At 58.9% G+C, this 18513-nt stretch carries 15 protein-coding genes; 7 read left to right on the forward strand and 8 right to left on the reverse strand.

Going from position 1 to position 18513, the window contains the following annotated elements; translation table 11 throughout:
- Positions 1-129: 129 nt before the first annotated feature.
- Positions 130-2163, reverse strand: a complete 2034-nt coding sequence (locus tag WG29040_RS10390) for a TonB-dependent receptor (RefSeq protein ID WP_127196113.1) — start codon at positions 2161-2163, stop codon at positions 130-132.
- Positions 2164-2384: 221 nt separating this feature from the next.
- Between WG29040_RS10390 and WG29040_RS10395 the strand changes: the two genes are divergently transcribed.
- Both WG29040_RS10395 and WG29040_RS10400 read left to right on the forward strand, forming a co-directional pair.
- Positions 2385-2615 (forward strand): VF530 family DNA-binding protein, encoded by a 231-nt coding sequence (locus tag WG29040_RS10395; RefSeq protein ID WP_003443274.1) that lies wholly within the window; start codon positions 2385-2387, stop codon positions 2613-2615.
- Between the two features lie 22 nt (positions 2616-2637).
- The gene (locus WG29040_RS10400; protein ID WP_127196203.1) at positions 2638-3291 is read left to right on the forward strand and encodes a Pr6Pr family membrane protein; all 654 of its coding nucleotides are present in this window, start codon (positions 2638-2640) and stop codon (positions 3289-3291) included.
- Between the two features lie 50 nt (positions 3292-3341).
- Here WG29040_RS10400 and WG29040_RS10405 read toward each other — a convergent pair whose 3' ends face one another.
- The 3 genes from WG29040_RS10405 to WG29040_RS10415 all read right to left on the reverse strand — a co-directional run bounded on the left by WG29040_RS10405 (position 3342) and on the right by WG29040_RS10415 (position 8013).
- Positions 3342-4124, reverse strand: a complete 783-nt coding sequence (locus WG29040_RS10405) for a siderophore-interacting protein (protein ID WP_127196114.1) — start codon at positions 4122-4124, stop codon at positions 3342-3344.
- Positions 4121-4690, reverse strand: a complete 570-nt coding sequence (locus WG29040_RS10410) for a PadR family transcriptional regulator (RefSeq protein ID WP_003443267.1) — start codon at positions 4688-4690, stop codon at positions 4121-4123. Before WG29040_RS10410 ends, WG29040_RS10405 begins: the two co-directional genes overlap by 4 nt.
- Positions 4691-4908: 218 nt before the next feature.
- Positions 4909-8013, reverse strand: coding sequence for a transglycosylase domain-containing protein (locus WG29040_RS10415; RefSeq protein ID WP_165439590.1), 3105 nt, complete (start codon positions 8011-8013; stop codon positions 4909-4911).
- A gap of 369 nt (positions 8014-8382) precedes the next feature.
- Between WG29040_RS10415 and WG29040_RS10420 the strand changes: the two genes are divergently transcribed.
- Complete coding sequence (locus WG29040_RS10420; protein ID WP_003443263.1) at positions 8383-9798, forward strand: amino acid permease; 1416 nt, start codon at positions 8383-8385, stop codon at positions 9796-9798.
- Positions 9799-10006: 208 nt separating this feature from the next.
- Here the strand turns inward: WG29040_RS10420 and WG29040_RS10425 are convergent, their stop codons facing one another.
- The 3 genes from WG29040_RS10425 to WG29040_RS10435 form a co-directional block, all read right to left on the reverse strand.
- Positions 10007-11116, reverse strand: a complete 1110-nt coding sequence (locus WG29040_RS10425; protein ID WP_127196116.1) for an OpgC family protein — start codon at positions 11114-11116, stop codon at positions 10007-10009.
- 151 nt (positions 11117-11267) lie between these two features.
- Positions 11268-11552 (reverse strand): putative quinol monooxygenase, encoded by a 285-nt coding sequence (locus tag WG29040_RS10430; protein ID WP_010655648.1) that lies wholly within the window; start codon positions 11550-11552, stop codon positions 11268-11270.
- 15 nt (positions 11553-11567) lie between these two features.
- Positions 11568-13187 (reverse strand): FMN-binding glutamate synthase family protein, encoded by a 1620-nt coding sequence (locus WG29040_RS10435; protein WP_010655649.1) that lies wholly within the window; start codon positions 13185-13187, stop codon positions 11568-11570.
- Between the two features lie 270 nt (positions 13188-13457).
- Here WG29040_RS10435 and WG29040_RS10440 point away from each other — a divergent pair, with 270 nt between their 5' ends.
- From WG29040_RS10440 to WG29040_RS10450, 3 genes are read left to right on the forward strand one after another with little or no spacing between them, the layout of a single operon-like run.
- Positions 13458-13898: an NUDIX domain-containing protein gene (locus WG29040_RS10440; RefSeq protein ID WP_010655650.1), complete on the forward strand. Its 441-nt coding sequence runs from the start codon at positions 13458-13460 to the stop codon at positions 13896-13898.
- Positions 13899-13922: 24 nt separating this feature from the next.
- Entirely contained in the window at positions 13923-14561 is a 639-nt protein-coding gene (locus WG29040_RS10445) for a LysE family translocator (RefSeq protein WP_003443253.1), read from the forward strand.
- Between the two features lie 12 nt (positions 14562-14573).
- Positions 14574-15071 carry a GNAT family N-acetyltransferase gene (locus WG29040_RS10450; protein WP_010655651.1) on the forward strand — a complete coding sequence of 166 codons (498 nt, stop codon included), beginning with the start codon at positions 14574-14576 and terminating at the stop codon, positions 15069-15071.
- Positions 15072-15119: 48 nt separating this feature from the next.
- Here the strand turns inward: WG29040_RS10450 and metR are convergent, their stop codons facing one another.
- Positions 15120-16037, reverse strand: coding sequence for a transcriptional regulator MetR (gene metR / locus WG29040_RS10455; protein WP_003443249.1), 918 nt, complete (start codon positions 16035-16037; stop codon positions 15120-15122).
- 107 nt (positions 16038-16144) lie between these two features.
- Between metR and metE the strand changes: the two genes are divergently transcribed.
- Positions 16145-18454, forward strand: coding sequence for a 5-methyltetrahydropteroyltriglutamate--homocysteine S-methyltransferase (metE, locus tag WG29040_RS10460; protein ID WP_127196117.1), 2310 nt, complete (start codon positions 16145-16147; stop codon positions 18452-18454).
- The last annotated feature ends 59 nt before the right edge of the window (positions 18455-18513 follow it).

Consider the following 18513-nt stretch of genomic DNA (forward strand, 5'->3'; position numbering starts at 1 on the left):
CGTTCGGCCCAGGGGCTTTTTGCCTCATGTTTGAATGGTGGGAGCTGGCTTGCCAGCGATGCAGGTGACCCTAGTACAGCCATCGCCGGCAAGCCGGCTCCCACAAGATTGGGTACAGAGGCGAGAGCGCTAGAAGGTGGTACGCAGGCCGACCTCTATCCCTCGCCCCGGAGCAGGGGCAATATCACGCAAAATCGAGCTGGCATAACGCACTGTCTGGTTGGTCAGGTTGTCGCCTTTGACGAACGCCAGCCATTGGCTGCTGCCCACATCAAAGTGATAGCCGGCACTGGCGCCCAGGGTGGTGTAGCCGTCGGTACCGGACTCATTGGCCGGAACTCGTCCCTGATTGCTGGCATGTTCGACATCGATCCGTGCCTGCCAGCGATCCAGCTCCCACAGCAGGCCACTGCTCAGGCGCAGCGGGGCGATTCGTGGCAAGGCTTCACCGGTGTCGAGGTTGGTGGCGCGGGTGTAGTCACCCGACAGTTCAAGTGCGAACTTGCCGTAGGCACTTTCCCCAAGCGTCCAATGATCCTTGGCTTCGAAACCTGTGAAACGAGCCCGTACTCCGGAGTAGGTGTACTCCGGTATGCCGTCCGCATCGGGCTGACCTTCGTCGTTCAGGGTGCGACCTGTACCCAGCAGGCCGATGTAATTGGAGAAGTGGCTGTAAAACACGCCGAAGCTGCCTTTGTGGGTGCCGTTGTCAAAGCGCAGGGCCAGGTCGCTGGACACGGCTTTTTCTTTGGACAAACTGGCGTTGCCCACCTCATAGGTGCCGGTGGCAACGTGGGCACCGTTGGCGTAAAGCTCGTAGAAGGTCGGTGCGCGTTCGGTGTAGCCGAGGGTGGCGGCCAGCGACCAGATGGGGGTGAGGGTAAACACGGCGCCTGACGACAGGCTGGCGGCGGTGAAGCTTTTGGAACTGTCAGCGGCAGAAAAACGCTCGTTACCCTTGGCATCCGGGTCCACCACGGTATGTTCCAGGCGCCCGCCGAGGCTGAGTTTCAGCCTGTCAGTGGCCTGCAGTTCTTCTAGAATAAACAGCGCGCCGCTGTTGGTGTCGGTCTGCGGCACGAAAGCTTCCTCGCCCAGCGCCGAGAATTCGTTGCGATTGACCTGCGCGCCGATCACCCCGTTCAACGGCCCGAGCGGCAGGTGACGGGCTTCGACCCGGGCTTCGTAGCCCTTGTTCTTGAAGGTGGTACCCACTTCACCCCCTTCGATTTCGCGATGCTCGTAATCGGTGTACCCGGCATTCAGTTTCAGGGAGCTGAACGGCCCTTGCAGGTTGCGTATTTCCGAGGCGAAAGCGTAATGGTCCTGCTTCATGCGGATGCGTACGTCCTGCTCTGCAGGCGAGCCGTAATTGGCGTCGTAAGTGCTGTAGGACAACCCGGCGTAACCGTCATCCCAGGTGTAGGAACCGCCCAAGGCACCGCCATCCTGACGACCGTTACTGTTACCCAGGCGGCCCCTTTTACTATCGTCGTCACTTTGCGGGGCGTGCCGGCTGCGGGCCTCGCCCGGGATTTTCAGGTCATTGAACTCGCGGGCGTTGGCATCCAGGTGCAAGGCGAAAGTGCCATCGCCAGCTTCCAGTTTGCCTGCACTGCTGCGGGTGGTTGCGGCGCCGCCATAACGCAGTTCACCGGCGCCATGAATTCCGTCGATGGCTTCAGTCGGGATGCGGTTGTCGAAGGTGTTGACCACGCCGCCGATGGCATTGCCGCCATAGAGCAGAGCCGCCGGGCCACGGACGATTTCGATCCGCTCAACATTGACCGGGTCCAGTGGCACCGCGTGGTCGTATGACAGCGACGAGGCATCCAGCGCGCCGACACCATTGCGCAGGATGCGGATCCGGTCGCCATCCAGTCCGCGAATGATTGGTCGGCTGGCGCCCGGGCCGAAGTAGGACGAAGACACGCCGGGCTGTTTGTTCAGGGTTTCCCCCAGGCTGCCTTGCTGTTGCAGGGTCAGGTCGTCGCCCTCCAGCACCGTGGTCGGCGAGGCCAGCTGGCTGCTACCCAGAGGATTGCCGGTAATCACTTGGGGTTGCAGTTCGAGGGCATAGGCCGGGGAGGCGATGAGCAGTGCGGTGGCCAGCGGCGTCAGGCGCAGGCGTCGCAGGTTACGTGGGAAAGCAGGGGCGGACATTGCAGGTTCCTTGGCAAGGGACTGGGGAGGACAGGGGGCGCTGAGCGCTCTTTGAGTGGCAAGTTATAGTTACAATATAACATTGCTTTAATGGTCGCCAAGCGGAACTTTCATTTGGCCGTCAGGTCACCGCTAGACTGGCTGCATAGCGAATGCTCTTCCCCCTGAGCAGGTGCTCGGCTAAGGTGCGCGACTTTCCTCTATTGCTTAAAAGGCTCGGCATGACTGAACCCAACAACAACCCATTGCACGGCGTGACGCTGGAACAGATCCTCACTGCGCTGGTGGCGCATTACGAGTGGGAAGGGCTGGCCGAGCGCATTGATATTCGCTGCTTCAAGAGCGACCCGAGCATCAAGTCGAGTCTGACCTTCTTGCGTAAAACCCCCTGGGCGCGGGAAAAGGTCGAAAAGCTGTATGTGAAATACGCCCGTACCAAACGCGAACTTTGACAGACCCATGAACGCAACCGCGATGGGATTGAGCGAAGCCCGGCAGCGCATGCTATGCAGACTGGTGGCGATACTGGGATGGACCGGGCTGGCCATTCAGCTTGATCTGGTGCTGTTTGCGCGCTGGACATCGGGAGCGAGTCTGGTGGGGGGGCTGGTGGCCTACTTCAGTTTTTTCACCATCCTCAGCAACACCCTGGCCGCGACAGTGTTGACCTTTGCCGCTGGCACGCGAAATGCCACAGGCAAGGGGTTTTTCCTGCAGCCCTGGGTCAGCAGCGGCATTGCCGTGAGCATTATCGTGGTGGGTGTGGCGTATAGCCTGCTGCTGCGCCAGCTCTGGCAACCGCAGGGCCTGCAATGGCTGGCCAATGAAGTGCTGCACGACATAATGCCGGTGCTGTTCACGTTGTACTGGTGGTTCTGCGTACCCAAAGGGTCGCTGCGCCTGAGCCATATCGGGCTATGGGTTTTGTACCCTGCGCTGTATTTCGCCTACATCCTGTTGCGCGGCGACTTGCTGGGTACGTACCCGTATCCGTTTGTTGACGTTGAAACCCTTGGTTATGCACAGGTGTTCGTAAATGCCTGCGGGATTCTGGCGGGGTTTGTGCTGGTGGCGCTGGTTGTCGTGGGGCTGGATCGCTGGCGCGGCCGAACAACCCTGTTGTTGTAGGAGCGAGCTGATTGTGCCTGGAAGCGCTCGCTCCTGCAGGTCAGGCAGGGCTATTCTTCTGAACTGCTGTCCAGCCGCCAGTAACCTGCAGCCTTGACGAATTCTTCATCCAGCCCGTGGCTATCCAGCAACACTCTGCGCACTTTGCGCGACAACGCCGTTTCGGTAGCGACCCAGGCATAGAGCTTGCCTTGTGGAACGCTCAGTCCTTCGACGATCTCCAGCAAGTTGTTTGAGCCGTCGCGGTGAACCCAGATCACTTCCACTGAGGCTGCGCTGTTCAAAGCCTGCTCTTCCGCGGCGTTCTCCACCTCGACCACCACCAGGGCGCGACGATTGGCGGGCAGTTCTTCCAGGCGCCTGGCAATTGCTGGCAACGCGGTTTCGTCGCCGATCAGCAAGTAGCTGTCGAACATGTCCGGTACTACCATCGAGCCCCGCGGACCCCCGATATACAACGATTGCCCCGGGCTGGCCTGAGCCGCCCAGGTGGCCGCCGGGCCGTCACCGTGCAAAACAAAATCGATGTCCAGCTCAAGTGTGTCCAGGTCATAGCGACGCGGGGTGTAGTCGCGCATCGGTGGCATGGTCTTGCTCTTCATGCCTGCACTCAATTCCAGATTTTCCAGGGTCGCCAGTTCCTCGGCGGTCTGCGGGAAAAACAGTTTGACGTGGTCGTCGCTGCCCAGGCTGATAAAGCCTGTGAGCTCAGGGCCACCCAGGGTGATGCGGCGCATGCGCGGGGTCAGGTCGACCACCCGCAGCACTTCAAGTTTACGACGTTTGATTTCGTGGGTGACCCGGTGAATGGTCTGGGTATCAGCGGTATTCATTGAGCATCCTCCTGTGCAGTAACAGGGCCGTCGACTATGGCTTTGGCAGTGTTGTTGAGCAAATCGCGGACCCGCACAATTTCTGCCGGGCTCCAGCGACCGTGATGCATTTGCAGGGCGTGGCGCAGGTTGTGCACCGCTTCGTGGATTTCTGCCGGACGATCATGGCCGCGCAGTGAGCGCTTGCTGACCTCGATGCGCATACGCACGCCATCCAGGGCAATGGCCTGATCCGTCAGGGACTGGCGACCCAGGTCGGTCACGCAATAGCGTTTTTTCCCGCCCTCAGCATCGCCCTGGATCATTTCGCTTTCTTCAAGGAAGGTCAGGGTCGGGTAGATCACACCGGGGCTGGGGCTATAGGCGCCGTCGAACATGGTTTCGATCTGGCGGATCAGGTCGTAGCCGTGGCAAGGCTGCTCGGCAATCAGGGCCAGCAGCAGCAATTTCAAATCGCCAGGTGCAAATACCCGTGGGCCGCGGCCACCGCGTTCGCGGCCTGAGCGTTTTTCGAAACTGTCCGGGCCCGCGCCATGGTCGCGGTGATGGGGATGATGTTCTCTCATTTCTCTTAGTCCTCTCTGCAAGTTAGATACAACTTAAGATATATCTTAAGAAGAGCGCAAGCGCAGTAGACGAACGGTAATGATTCTCAACACTCGCGCCCCGGTGGCGAGCCGGCTACGAATTGATGATGAACTGCAGGAGCGAGCTTGCTCGCGAGCTTTGCGCGATCTTGCAGAAGAGCTCGCGAGCAAGCTCGCTCCTACAGGAGAAGAGGGGGTCAGAGGGTTTGTGCGGGTTTCGGGATCTGGCACAGGGTGTGGGTGCCGGGTTGCAGGTAAGGCGTGAGAATGGGCGCCATGCCCTTGAGCACTTGCACCGGCAATGCCGAGGTGAACTTGAAGGCTTCGGCCGAGCGCCCGGGTACGAAGGCGGTCAAGGTGCCGAAATGATGGTCGCCGATGTAAAACACGAAAGTGGCGGTGCGGTTGATTGATTTGGAACTGAGGATGCGTCCGCCAGCCCCCATGCTTTCGATCCGGTTGTCACCGGTACCGGTTTTGCCGCCCATGGCCAGCGGGGTGCCATTGTCCAGTTTGAAACTGCCCGATACGCGTCGCGCCGTACCTGCATCCACCACTTGGGACAGGGCATCGCGCAGTGCGCTGGCAACTTCGCTGGGCATCACCCGGACCCCTTTGTCGGGATCGTTCACCAGGCGGGTTTCGTACGGCGTATCTGCGGCGAAATGCAGGGTATCAATACGCAACACCGGCAAACGGACGCCATCGTTAAGGATGATCCCCATCAGCTCCGAGAGCGCTGCCGGACGGTCACCGGAACTGCCCAGCGCTGTGGCGAGGGACGGTACCAGATGGTCGAACGGGTAGCCCACCTGTTGCCAGCGCTGGTGAATATCAAGGAAGGCTTCGATTTCCAGCATGGTGCGAATCCGGCTGTCCCGGGCGCTTCTGTGCTTGCTTTTAAACAGCCAGCTGTAGACTTCCTGGCGCTCGAATTCACTGGCGGCTATTGCTTGCTGGAAGGTGGCCTGGGGATTGTTCAGCAGATAGCCCAGCAGCCACAGATCCAGTGGATGGACTTTGGCAATGTAGCCCTGGTCCGGCAGGTCGTAGGTGCCGGGGCCATAGCTTTGGTAAAGCCTGGCCAGACGTTCGTCGGTGATCTTGTCGCTGCTGAGGTGCGAACGTACGAACCTGTTGAACGTGGCCTGCTCAGCATGGGGGAACAGATAGCGGTGCACCGCGGACATGCGAATGGCGGTGGGGTGCATGCTGTCGAGAAAGGTCTCCAGGCGCGCCTTGGAATCCTTGCCTTTGTATTTTTTCCAGAACTTGAGCATGTAGGTCGTACCTTCGCGGTCGGCGAAGCGGCTCAGGTATTCCTGCCGGCGCGGGTTCTGGTCATCGCGAAGCAATTCGGCATTGTTGCTGGGTGCCTGGTAAGAGGTGTAGCGCACCACATCGCGCATAAGGCGCACGAACGGCAGGTTGATCGATTCCCGTATCGCGTCCCGCAGGGAGGGGCTGCGGTTGTTGTCCTGATTGCGGAAGTTGTGGAAGTGATGCATGCCGCCCCCGGTAAAGAAACCTTCCCCGGGGTTGGCTGAATACTGCCGGTCCAGAGCCGCATCGAGCATTTTGGCGAGGCTGGCGCCGGGGTTCTGGATCATGTAGGCCAGGGCCCAGCGAGTCAGAGGGTCTTGATCGGTAATCTGGATTTTTTTCAGGTCGGCGCTCGACTGGCTGGCATAACGCTCATGCAGCTCGGAAATGATTTGCAGGTAGGTGGTCATGACCCGCAGTTTGGCGGTTGAACCCAGTTCCAGCTTGCTGCCTTCATTGATATCAAAGGGTTGGTCGGTGCTGTCGGTCTGCACCCGCGCGCGCGCGCCATCGGGGGTGAGTTCAAACAGAGTGAAGCTGTAACGCACTTGCGCGGTACTGGTTGGCGTCAGCAAGCTCGGGCCCAACAGACCCAGCTTGCCGGCAAACACGGGGTCAGCCAGTTTGCGCAGGTAGTCACTGGCCTGCTGCTGCAAATCACCCTGCAAGGTGCTGGTGGCTGACAGGTCAAGGCGATCGAGATCATAGAGCGGGCGCTTGAGCAGGACCGATAGCCGACTGCGGGCGAGGCTGATGCCCTTGTTGGTTTCGACGGGTTGAATCGTCGGCGCCTGTTGCCAGTCGCGGTAGGTCACGCGGCTGGCCAGGGCGGCGGTTGTCAGTGCGGGATCGATCACATTGCTCTGCGCAAGCAATCGTATGTGGCTGTCGGTCAGTTGCGCCAGTTCATCGCGGCCCTTGGTCAAATAATGTGACGGGCGACGCTGGGCAATCATCAGCGACAGCACCTCGCGCAGCGCCAGGCCTTTATCTGCCAGGCTTTTTGGGTCAGTAGCGGGGCTGCTCAACTGTTGATTGACCTGATTGAAGTCGGCGCCGTACCACACGCGCAGACCCTCAGCCATGCCATGCACTTCGCCGTGGCCGGGTACCGCGGAAAGCGGCACGCTGTTGAGGTAGTCGCGTACCACTTTCTGGCGTGCTTCCAGTGTTTGCGGACCACCCTGGTAAGCCCGCACGCTGGCTGAAATCATTTGCCGCAGCTTTTCGCCACCGGACAACGTCAAACCATCCGGAGAGTGGCGGTATTTTTCGAGTTGTGTGGCCAGGGTGCTGCCCCCTGCCGACTGGCCGGGCAAGTGCAACAGTTTGGCCACTTGAGAGTATGCCGCCATGGCGAAACGCGGCCAGTCGACCGCAGGGTTGGCCATTGGCAGTTTTGGGTCCAGCAGGTCGCGGTTTTCAATAAACAGCAGGCTGTGAACCATCAGTGGCGGAATACTCGCAAAGCTGGAGTACAGATGCTGCGGGTAATCGTACTGGTACAGGGGGCTGCCGGCACAGTCGGTGATAGACAGCCCGGCCTGGATTTTTTCGGCGTAGGGCACGAAAAATCCTTTCTCGCTGTAGCTGAGGAGCTCAGGGGAGAAGCGGGTTTGCTCAGCGATTATGTAGTCACGCTTTAACAGACGCGGCAGGAAATCACCCAGGGCGCTGTAGCCCAGGCGCTGGTCGAAAGGGCCTGTTCCGGGATAGCGGATCGAGTCTGTGGGACCTGCATGCATCGAGTAGCTCAGGGACGCAGCAAAACGGCTGAACTCCCGGGCCTGGAGTTTTGAAGTGCGCACTTCGTTGGCAATGGCAAACCCGCAGACGATCAGTGTGATTAACACCAGGAGCCAGAATAAACCCCAGCCATAGCGCCCCGATTTGCCCTTTTCTGGTTGGGGCACAGGTTCCGCCATTGTCGTTGATGGCTCTGCGGTTTTATTGGAATTGGAATGCCACAGTACGCCCATAGTTTGCAGATCCAGATGCGCATATTGGCTGCGCTTGAATGAAGCGTAGACGCTGACGCAAGCAGGCGAAAAGATTTGTGCCGTGGAAGTGAACAGAATTTTGCGACCCTGGCCGTTACCCAAGTGTTAAGTGGTATTAGTCCTAAAGTGCAGGACTAGAGCCTTCAAGCAGCAAAACAGGTCTTGGAACGGGGCATGACTGTGCACCAGCCCTATGCAATACTCGCCGCCGATCTCAACAGGGCATTTCCCTTTTGGTCCATCGACCTACAAGGTCAGGGCCGATCAAGAGGCAAGCCAGGTCACTCACCCGGTTTGGTCGAGCGCTCAGTTGATGCACATCCAAAAACAATACGAGGTTGTACTTTTATGCCAGTCGGCAACCACCAGCCCCACGGTGAAACCGCACAAGGCGGTCCGCTCAAGCGCGAGCTGGGCGAACGCCACATTCGCCTGATGGCCCTTGGCGCCTGCATCGGTGTCGGCCTGTTTCTGGGCTCGGCCAAAGCAATTGAAATGGCCGGCCCGGCCATCATGCTGTCTTACATCATCGGTGGCCTGGCCATTCTGGTGATCATGCGCGCACTCGGCGAAATGGCCGTGCACAACCCGGTAGCCGGCTCGTTCAGTCGCTACGCCCAGGATTACCTGGGGCCATTGGCCGGATTTCTGACCGGCTGGAACTACTGGTTCCTGTGGCTGGTGACCTGCGTTGCCGAAATCACCGCGGTGGCGGTGTACATGGGTGTCTGGTTTCCCGATGTCCCGCGCTGGATCTGGGCGCTGGCTGCGCTGATCAGCATGGGCTCGATCAACCTGATTGCAGTCAAAGCCTTCGGCGAGTTTGAATTCTGGTTTGCTCTGATCAAGATCGTCACCATCATTGCGATGGTGATCGGCGGCATCGGCATTATCGCGTTCGGCTTTGGCAACAATGGCGTAGCGTTGGGTATTTCCAATCTCTGGACCCATGGCGGCTTCTTGCCCAATGGCATCCAGGGCGTGCTGATGTCCCTGCAAATGGTGATGTTCGCCTACCTTGGTGTGGAAATGATCGGCCTGACTGCCGGTGAAGCCAAGAACCCGCAAAAGACTATCCCGAGCGCGATCGGTTCGGTGTTCTGGCGCATTTTGCTGTTCTACGTCGGCGCGCTGTTTGTGATTCTGTCGATCTACCCGTGGAACGAAATCGGCACCTCGGGCAGCCCGTTTGTGATGACCTTCGAGCGTCTGGGTATCAAGACAGCGGCAGGCATCATCAACTTCGTGGTGATTACGGCAGCACTGTCATCGTGCAACGGCGGTATTTTCAGCACGGGCCGCATGCTCTACAGCCTCGCGCAAAACGGTCAGGCCCCGGCCAACTTCGGCACCACCTCGAAAAATGGTGTGCCGCGTCAGGCATTGCTGTTGTCGATTGCGGTGTTGCTGATGGGCGTATTGCTTAACTACCTGGCGCCCGGACAAGTGTTCGTGTGGGTGACTGCGATTGCGACCTTTGGTGCGATCTGGACCTGGCTGATGATCCTGCTGGCTCAACTGCGCTTCCGTAAAAGTCTGAGCCCTGAAGAAGCCGCCGGCCTGAAGTACCGCATGTGGCTGTACCCTTACAGTTCATACGCCGCTTTGGGATTCTTGCTGATGGTTGTAGGGCTGATGGCCTACTTCGAGGAAACCCGGATCGCCCTGTTCGTGGGCCCGGCGTTCCTGATTCTGCTGACGGTGCTGTTCTACGTGTTCAAGCTGCAGCCGACCCAGACAACATCGCCAGCGGTCCGTAGTTAACTCCCCCTGCACCGCTCATTCTGCAGTAGCGAGCTTGCTCGCGCTGCAATCACCTCGGTCAATCCGTTAAACCGAAGTGATTGCATCGCTGGCAAGCCAGCTCCCACAGTGCTGCTTACCTGGCAAGCCAGCTCCCACAGTGCTGCTTATCTGCCAAGCCAGCTCCCACAGTGCTGCTTACCTGACAAGCCAGCTCCCACAGTGCTGCTTACTTGGCAGGTCGGGCCAGGCGCTTGTTCCAGTCCAGCCATGCGGCCAGCACGGCCATGATTCCCACGCCCATCAGGGCGCTGAAAATCTGCATCACCATGATGTCCCCCCCCAGTGCATTCAGCATGTCGGCCAGCGGCGCCAGAATCACCCCCAGACAAAACACTTCCAGAGAGTAGCGACCCATGCGGCAGGTTTGCCGGGCGAACCAGTTGTTCAGCCAGCCACTGTGGGGCACCAACCTGGCAACCACGTAAGCCAGCGCCAGAAAGTGCAGCAAGCGAACCGGCGAGAGATTGGTCTTGCTGATCGGGTACAGGTATTCCCCCAGCCATGGCGGCATGACCGCGTCGTGCAACTGAGGCCACTTCCATGACAACGCCAGCAGACCTGTGAGCAACAGGTACACCACGGCCGTCATAAACAGGGGTTGATGCGACAACGCTCGAGTTTCAGGCGCCTTGCCTTGTTGCCCGTGAAGCGCAGCCGCGCCCCCCAGAATGAACAGGAATTGCCAGGCCATCGGGTTAAAGAACCACACGCCGCCTTCCTGGGCCGCGAAGTTCCACACCGGTGCCAGCAAGTACAGCGCGAACGACACGGCCAACACGTATCGGGCTTTGCGCAGCAACATCGGCAGCACCAGCGGCAAGCCCAGCAACAGCACGATATACAGCGGCAGCGGGTCCATCAGGTTGGGTTTGAAACGCAGGAGCAGCTCGTCGGTCAGTGCCTGTTGCGGGTTGCTCAGGAAGTACTGCAAGCCCATCTCTTGCACCAGATCCCGGGTCTCTACATGGCTGTTGGCAAAGAACACGATGCCCATCAGCACCGCGAGCAAGAAAATATGCACCACATACAGCACCCAGGCGCGGCGCAGGATTTTTACTCCGGCGATCAGCAGGCCGTCACGCTGTGCGATTTTTCCGTAGGCCAGTACCGCGGCATAACCGGCCAGGAAGACAAAGATTTCTGCAGCATCACTGAGGCCGAAATTACGCACGGTCAGTTCGGCCAACGGGTTGTGCGGGATGTGATCCCAGAAGATAAAGATCAGCGCCAGCCCGCGAAAGAAATCGATGCGGTGGTCGCGTCCGTTAATCGTCACGGTGAGTACTCAAACGAAAGGTTGAATTAAGACCGGCGCGCGTAACAGATGATGCGCGCCGTACATCGGCGGCGCGCAGGGTGCGGGTATTGGTAGCTAATTGCAAAGGTTGGATATTGCAGAATATCTCAAGGGCCACAGGTTGGTGTCGTCAAAAGGCATTCATGAACATAAACCTGCATTCCTGCGACTGGCATGCATTGATCTGCGGCACCAACCGCCTGAAATGCTCACTTTGGCAGTGAGCATCCAGAGCGGCCTGATCGGGCCATTGCTCGACAAAAATAAAATGCCCCGGATCCTGGTGATCCACATACAAGTCGTAAGCGATGCAGTCAGGCTCCAGGCGGGTTTTTTCCACCAGCTCGGCGTACCACGGGCGCACAGTTTCAAGGTGTTCGTGCTTGATGAAGTCTTCGGCAATCACTTTCAACATGTTGATCAGTCCTGGTCAGGCTGCGGCAATTTCATTGGGTTCAAAGCTGTCGGCCCGGGCCATTTGCCACATGCGCGAATAGAACTCGCCATTGATCTCGCCGGTCAGCAACTCGCCGGGTTTGAGGAACACGTGCAGTTGCGAGAACAGTTTGATTTCGGTGGCCGAGACACGGCGCACCAGGTGTTTGGCCGAGAGTTGTGCCGGGTGTTCCAGGCCTGCTGCCGCGAGCATTTCGGCCAGTGCCTTGAGGGTGTTGGTGTGGAACTGCAACACCCGCTGCGCCTTGTCCGGTACCACCAGCGCACGCTGGCGCAGAGGGTCCTGAGTGGCGACGCCGGTCGGGCATTTGTTGGTGTGGCACGATTGCGACTGAATGCAGCCGACGGCAAACATGAAGCCCCGGGCCGAGTTGGCCCAGTCGGCGCCAATGGCCAGCACGCTGGCAATGTCGAAGGCGCTGACAATCTTGCCGCTGGCTCCCAGCTTGATTTTGTCCCGCAGGTTCAAGCCCACCAAGGTGTTGTGGACGAACAGCAAGCCTTCGCGCATCGGCGCGCCGATGTGGTCGGTGAACTCCACCGGGGCGGCGCCGGTACCGCCTTCCTTGCCATCGATGACGATAAAGTCGGGGAGGATGCCGGTTTCAAGCATGGCCTTGGCAATCCCCATGAACTCCCACGGATGGCCCAGGCAGAACTTGAAGCCGACAGGCTTGCCGCCGGATAGCTCACGTAACTGGGCGATGAATTGCATCAGTTCCAGTGGTGTTGAAAATGCACTGTGGCGCGAAGGCGAGATGCAATCTTCGCCCATGGGTACGCCGCGGGTTTCGGCAATTTCCGGGGTGACCTTGTGCTTGGGCAGAATACCGCCATGGCCTGGTTTGGCACCCTGGCTCATTTTGATTTCGATCATCCGTACTTGCGGGGTGCGGGCCTGTTCGGCAAAGCGCTCGGGATCGAATCGACCGTCAGAGGTACGGCAGCCGAAGTAGCCGCTGCCCAGTTCCCAGGTCAGGTCACCGCCGTTTTCACGGTGATAGGAACTGATGCTGCCTTCGCCGGTATCGTGGGCAAAGTTACCGAGCTTGGCGCCCTGGTTCAACGCGCGAATGGCATTGGCACTCAGCGAGCCAAAACTCATCGCCGAAATATTGAAGATGGAGGCTGAGTACGGCTGGGTGCATTGCGGGCCACCGATGATGATGCGGAAGCTGCCGGGGTCGGTGAGCGGTGCCGGGCGCATGGAGTGGCCGATAAATTCGAAGCCGGGCTGGTACACGTCAACCAGGGTGCCAAAAGGTTTGTCGGCGCTTTCGTTCTTGGCGCGGGAATAGACCAGGGAGCGTTGCGCCCGCGAGAAGGGCAGTGCGTCGCTGTCGGACTCCAGCAGGTACTGGCGGATCTCCGGGCGGATAGCCTCCACCAGATAGCGGATATTGCCAAGGATCGGATAGTTACGGCGCACCGCGTGGGGGCTTTGCAGCAGGTCGAAAATCCCCAGCACGCTCAAGATAAGGGTCACGGTGGTGAATGGCCATAACCACTCGTAGTGCATAAATGGCAGGCTGGCGAGAGTGAAAATCACGCAGAAGGCAAAAAACGCATAGCGGCTTAGCAGTGACAGGCTCATAGGGTTTCCTGTTTCAGGCTTGTCTGTTCAGGCGGGCGTCGAACAGAAAAAACGGGGCGGTAAACCCCCGGCGATACAGCTGTAGCAGTCGGCTCCCTCTCTGGACTGGAGGTTTGCTGACAAGGCATCTTACCCATTGAACGGGGCTTAGTGTCTTAAAGACGGCAAATGTCCATACAGAGGGTTCGGTTATGCGCGGCATCTGTGTCTTTGCATGGGCGCCAAGCCATGTGATCCTTCGCGCTCTTTCTACGCTGCTGGCCGATTCTTGTGACGTCTTCTGAACGCTGCACCGCAACCCCTGACATCATCCGTATTGCTGCTGCTCTGCTGATCGGTCCCGATGGCCGAACCCTGCTGGTGCGCAAGCGCGGCACCCTGGCGTTTATGCAGCCGGGTGGCAAGATCGAACCCCACGAGCAGCCGATCACTGCCCTGGCCCGTGAACTGGAAGAAGAGCTGGCATTAAAGATTGATCCGGCCAATGCCACCTACCTGGGCCACTTTTCGGCACCGGCGGTCAATGAGCCGGGATTTGAAGTGCAGGCCGAGCTGTTTCTGCTGCATATCCAGCAGTCAGTGGCGCCCGCCGCCGAGATTGAAGAAGTGCAGTGGATCGATCCGCAGGGTGATGGCGGGCTGATATTGGCTCCCTTGACCCGAGACCTGATCCTGCCGTTTTATCGCGACACCATGCTGACCTCAGCCTGATTCCTTTTCTGACAAGGACTGACCATGATTCCTGCTCAAGACCTGCTGATTTTCGCTGCGGCGTGTTTGCTGATGGTTTTGACGCCGGGGCCAAATATGATTTACCTGATTTCGCGCTCGATCTGTCAGGGGCGAAAAGCGGGGGTGACCTCATTGGTCGGTGTGGTCGCAGGTTTTTTGGTGCACATGTTTGCCGCCGCAGCCGGGCTGACAGCGGTATTTTTAGCAGTACCAATGGCCTATGAGGTCTTGAAGTGGGCGGGGGCCCTGTATCTGCTGTGGATGGCGTGGCAGGCGCTCAAGCCGGGTGCCCGCTCGCCTTTTGAAGCGCAGGAGCTGGCGCCGGACTCATCGCCAAAACTGGTGCTGATGGGGTTTATGACCAGCGTCCTGAACCCCAAGGTCGCGGTGTTTTACCTGTCGGTGTTCCCGCAATTCATCAGCCCCGAGCATGGTTCGATGTTTACCCAGAGCCTGCTGTTGGGCCTGACCCAGATCAGCGTCAGTTTCACCGTGAACCTGTTGATTGCGCTGTTTGCATCAGGCATTGCCTTCTGGTTTGTGCGTAATCCGCTGTGGCTGGCTGTCCAGCGTTATGTCATGGGCTTTGTACTGGCCGGTCTGGCGGTAAAATTGATGCTGGAACAACGTAAAACCCTATGATTGGGACCCGATATGGCTATAGAACTGCTTGATCCCTCACACGCCAGTGCGTATCGCCAGTTACTGCTGGAGGCCTACGCGCTGCACCCCGAGGCTTTTGTTTCCAGCCTGTCAAACCGTGAAAAGTTGCCACTGAGTTGGTGGCAAGCACAGCTGGATGATGAATTGAGCGCGCTGTTCGGCGCCTTTGTCGATGACCGGCTGGTGGGGGTAGTGGGTCTGGCTTTCGAGCCGTGGGAAGACGCCCGGCATCAGGCCACGCTGTTCGGCTTGTACGTATCCGGGGGCTTTCGCGGGCAGGGGCTGGGCGAGCACCTGGTGCAGGCAGTGTTGTCCATGGCAGAGCAGGAGCCCGAAATAAAAGTGCTGCAACTGAGCGTGAGCGCCAACAGTCCAGCGGCGCTGGCCTTGTATCGCCGCTGCGGGTTTGAACAGTCGGGGCTTGAAGATTGCGCGATCCGGGTGGGGGAGGAGTATTACGACCGGGTGCATATGCGCCGGCTGGTATAAGCGACCCGCCCCTGCAGGAGTGAGCTTGCTCCCGCAGGTTGTACAGGTTCAGCGAACGGCACTCACCCCGTCCAGGGTCGAGAAGGATGTGTCTTTGGCCGTCAGCAAAAAGTCGCGCATATAAGGGGCGTCGAGCATATCGGCACGTACCGCCGCGTAGAGCGTGGCAAACAACCCTTTCTCACCGAGGCGCTTGGCTTTCACGTAGCCGCGCGAGCTGTATTCATGCAAGGCCCAGTGCGGCATCCCGCATACACCACGGCCACTGGCTACGAGCTGCATCATCATGACGGTCAGCTCGGAGGTGCGCACTTGTGCCGGTTCAACGTCTGCCGGCTCTAAAAAGCGGGTGAAAATATCGAGCCGGTCGCGCTCCACCGGGTAGGTAATCAGAGTCTCAGTGCTCAAATCTTCCGGCACGATAAACGGCTTGCTGGCCAGAGCATGCTGATTGGCAACGGCCAACATGGCTTCGTAGGTAAACAGCGGCACATACGTCAGACCTGCAATCTCTTGCGGGTCAGAAGTAACCACCAGATCCAGATCGCCCCGGGCCAGTGCAGGCAAGGGGGCGAAGGCAAAGCCCGAAGCCAGGTCCAGTTCGACCTCGGGCCAGGCGTCGCGGAACTGATCGATGGTGGGCATCAGCCACTGGAAGCAACTGTGGCACTCAATCGCCATGTGCAAACGTCCGGCCGTACCGCCGACCAAACGGGCGATATCGCGCTCGGCGCCGCGCAGCAGCGGGAGCATGGCATCGGCCAGTTGCAGCAGGCGCAACCCGCCGCTGGTGAAACGGACCGGTTTGGTTTTGCGCACAAACAGCGGCATGCCCATGCGTTCTTCCAGCTCTTTGAACTGGTGGGATAAAGCAGATTGTGTCAGGTGCAGCCGTTCAGCCGCTTCGACCAGGCTGTCGGACTCGCGTAATGCGTGCAGGGTTTTGAGGTGACGAATTTCCAGCACGGTGACTCCATGAGTAAATTTGATGATCAACACGAAAACGTTGAGTTTGTCTCATGTTGCAGTGCGTGTCGATAATTGTGCCATTACTTACACGAAGGAATGTCGTTATGGCCCTGGCACACAATCTTGGTTTCCCGCGTATCGGTGCGGATCGTGAACTGAAAAAAGCACTCGAAGCGTACTGGAAGGGCGATATTGACCAGGCTGCCCTGCAAGCTGTGGGGCGTGAACTGCGCGCCAGCCACTGGCAACTGCAAAAAGACGCCGGGATCGACTTACTGCCGGTGGGTGACTTTGCCTGGTACGACCAGGTGCTGAGCCACTCGCTGACCTTCGGTGCCATTCCCGAGCGGTTCGCCAGTACCCTGGACGCCCAGGGCCGTCCAACCCTGAATACCCTGTTCGGCATGGCCCGTGGTGCGAGCCAGAGTTGCTGCGGCGAACACGGCAACGGCCAGTACGCTCAAGAACTGACCAAATGGTTTGATACCAACTATCACTACCTGGTGCCGGAGTTCAGTCAGGATCAGCGTTTTGAACTGAGCTGGAATCAGCTGTTTGAAGAAACTGCCGAGGCCCTGGCCCTGGGCCACAAGGTCAAGCCGGTGATCATAGGACCGCTGACTTTCCTGTGGCTGGGCAAGACCAAGGGTAATGAGTTCAACAAACTCGATCTGCTGGAAAACCTGTTGCCGGTATACGCCGCTATTCTTTCCCGTCTGGCTGAACAAGGTGTGGAATGGGTGCAGATTGACGAACCGATTCTGTCGCTTGACCTGCCCCAGGAGTGGAAAAACGCCTTTGAGCGTGCTTACCACATCCTTCAGTACTCACCTCTGAAGAAGCTGGTAGCCACTTACTTCAGCGGTCTGGAAGACAATCTGGGGCTGGCTGTCAGCCTGCCGGTGGAAGGTTTGCACGTTGACCTAGTGCGTGCCCCTGACCAGTTGCATGCCATTCTGGATCGCCTGCCGACCTATAAAGTGTTGTCGCTGGGTCTGGTGAACGGTCGCAACGTCTGGCGCTGTGATCTGGAAAACGCCCTGGCCCAATTGCAGGAAGCCGAAGAACGCTTTGGTGACAATCTGTGGGTTGCCGGCTCTTGCTCGCTGTTGCATAGCCCGGTTGATCTGGACCGCGAAACCCGGCTGGATGCCGAGCTTAAAAGCTGGCTGGCCTTTGCCCGGCAAAAGTGCGACGAAATTGCCGTACTGCGCGATGCGCTGAATATCCCCCAGGATGCCAAAGTGCAGCAGGCGCTGGCCCAAAGCCGTGCGGTGCAGGCCAGCCGCGCCAACTCGCCACGAATTCACAAGCCTGCGGTGCAAGCACGTACCGCAGCGATCACCGCTGCGGACAGCCAGCGTCAGTCACCGTTTGCCACCCGTATCCAGTTGCAGCGCGCGCGCCTGAATCTGCCGGCATTTCCTACGACCACTATTGGATCGTTTCCGCAGACAGCATCGATTCGGCTGGCGCGGCAGTCTTACAAACAGGGCAAATTGTCGGTCAGTGAGTACACCGACGCCATGCACAGCGAAATTCGCAACGCCGTACAAACCCAGGAGCGTTTGGGGCTGGACGTGTTGGTCCACGGCGAAGCCGAACGTAACGATATGGTCGAGTACTTTGCCGAACAGCTGGATGGCTACGTGTTTACGCAATATGGCTGGGTGCAGAGCTACGGTTCGCGCTGTGTGAAGCCGGCGATCATTTTCGGCGACCTGAGCCGTCTTCAAGCCATGACCGTGGACTGGATCAAATACGCTCAGGGCCTGACCGACAAGGTAATGAAGGGCATGTTGACCGGCCCGGTGACCATGCTGATGTGGTCATTCCCCCGCGAAGATGTATCGCGCAAAGTGCAGGCGCAGCAACTGGCGCTGGCGATTCGTGACGAGGTGATCGATCTGGAAAAAGCCGGGATCAAGATTGTGCAGATTGACGAAGCGGCTTTGCGTGAAGGCCTGCCGTTGCGTCGGGCGCAGTGGCAGGAATACCTGGACTGGGCAGTGGAGGCTTTTCGCCTGTGTGCTTCGGGAGTCGGGGACGAAACACAGATTCATACCCACATGTGCTACAGCGAGTTCAACGATGTGATCAAGTCGATTGCCGAGATGGACGCTGACGTCATCACCATCGAAACCTCGCGTTCGGATATGGAACTGCTGGATGCGTTTGAAGCATTCGATTACCCGAACGACATTGGCCCGGGGGTGTATGACATCCACTCGCCACGGGTTCCGGACACGGCCGAGATGGTCAAGTTGCTGAGCAAGGCGGCCCAACGTATTCCGGCAGAGCGGCTGTGGGTAAACCCCGATTGCGGCCTCAAAACCCGCGCCTGGGCCGAGACCGAAGCGGCACTGATCAACATGGTGGCGGCGGCGCGGCAGTTGCGGGCGCAGGTTGCCTGAACCCGGCGCAGCACCTGTAGGAGCGAGCTTGCTCGCGAGCATTGGAGCTTGAAAGCTCG

It is taken from the genome of Pseudomonas sp. PAMC 29040 (assembly GCF_003994535.1).
Taxonomy (GTDB): domain Bacteria; phylum Pseudomonadota; class Gammaproteobacteria; order Pseudomonadales; family Pseudomonadaceae; genus Aquipseudomonas; species Aquipseudomonas paraversuta.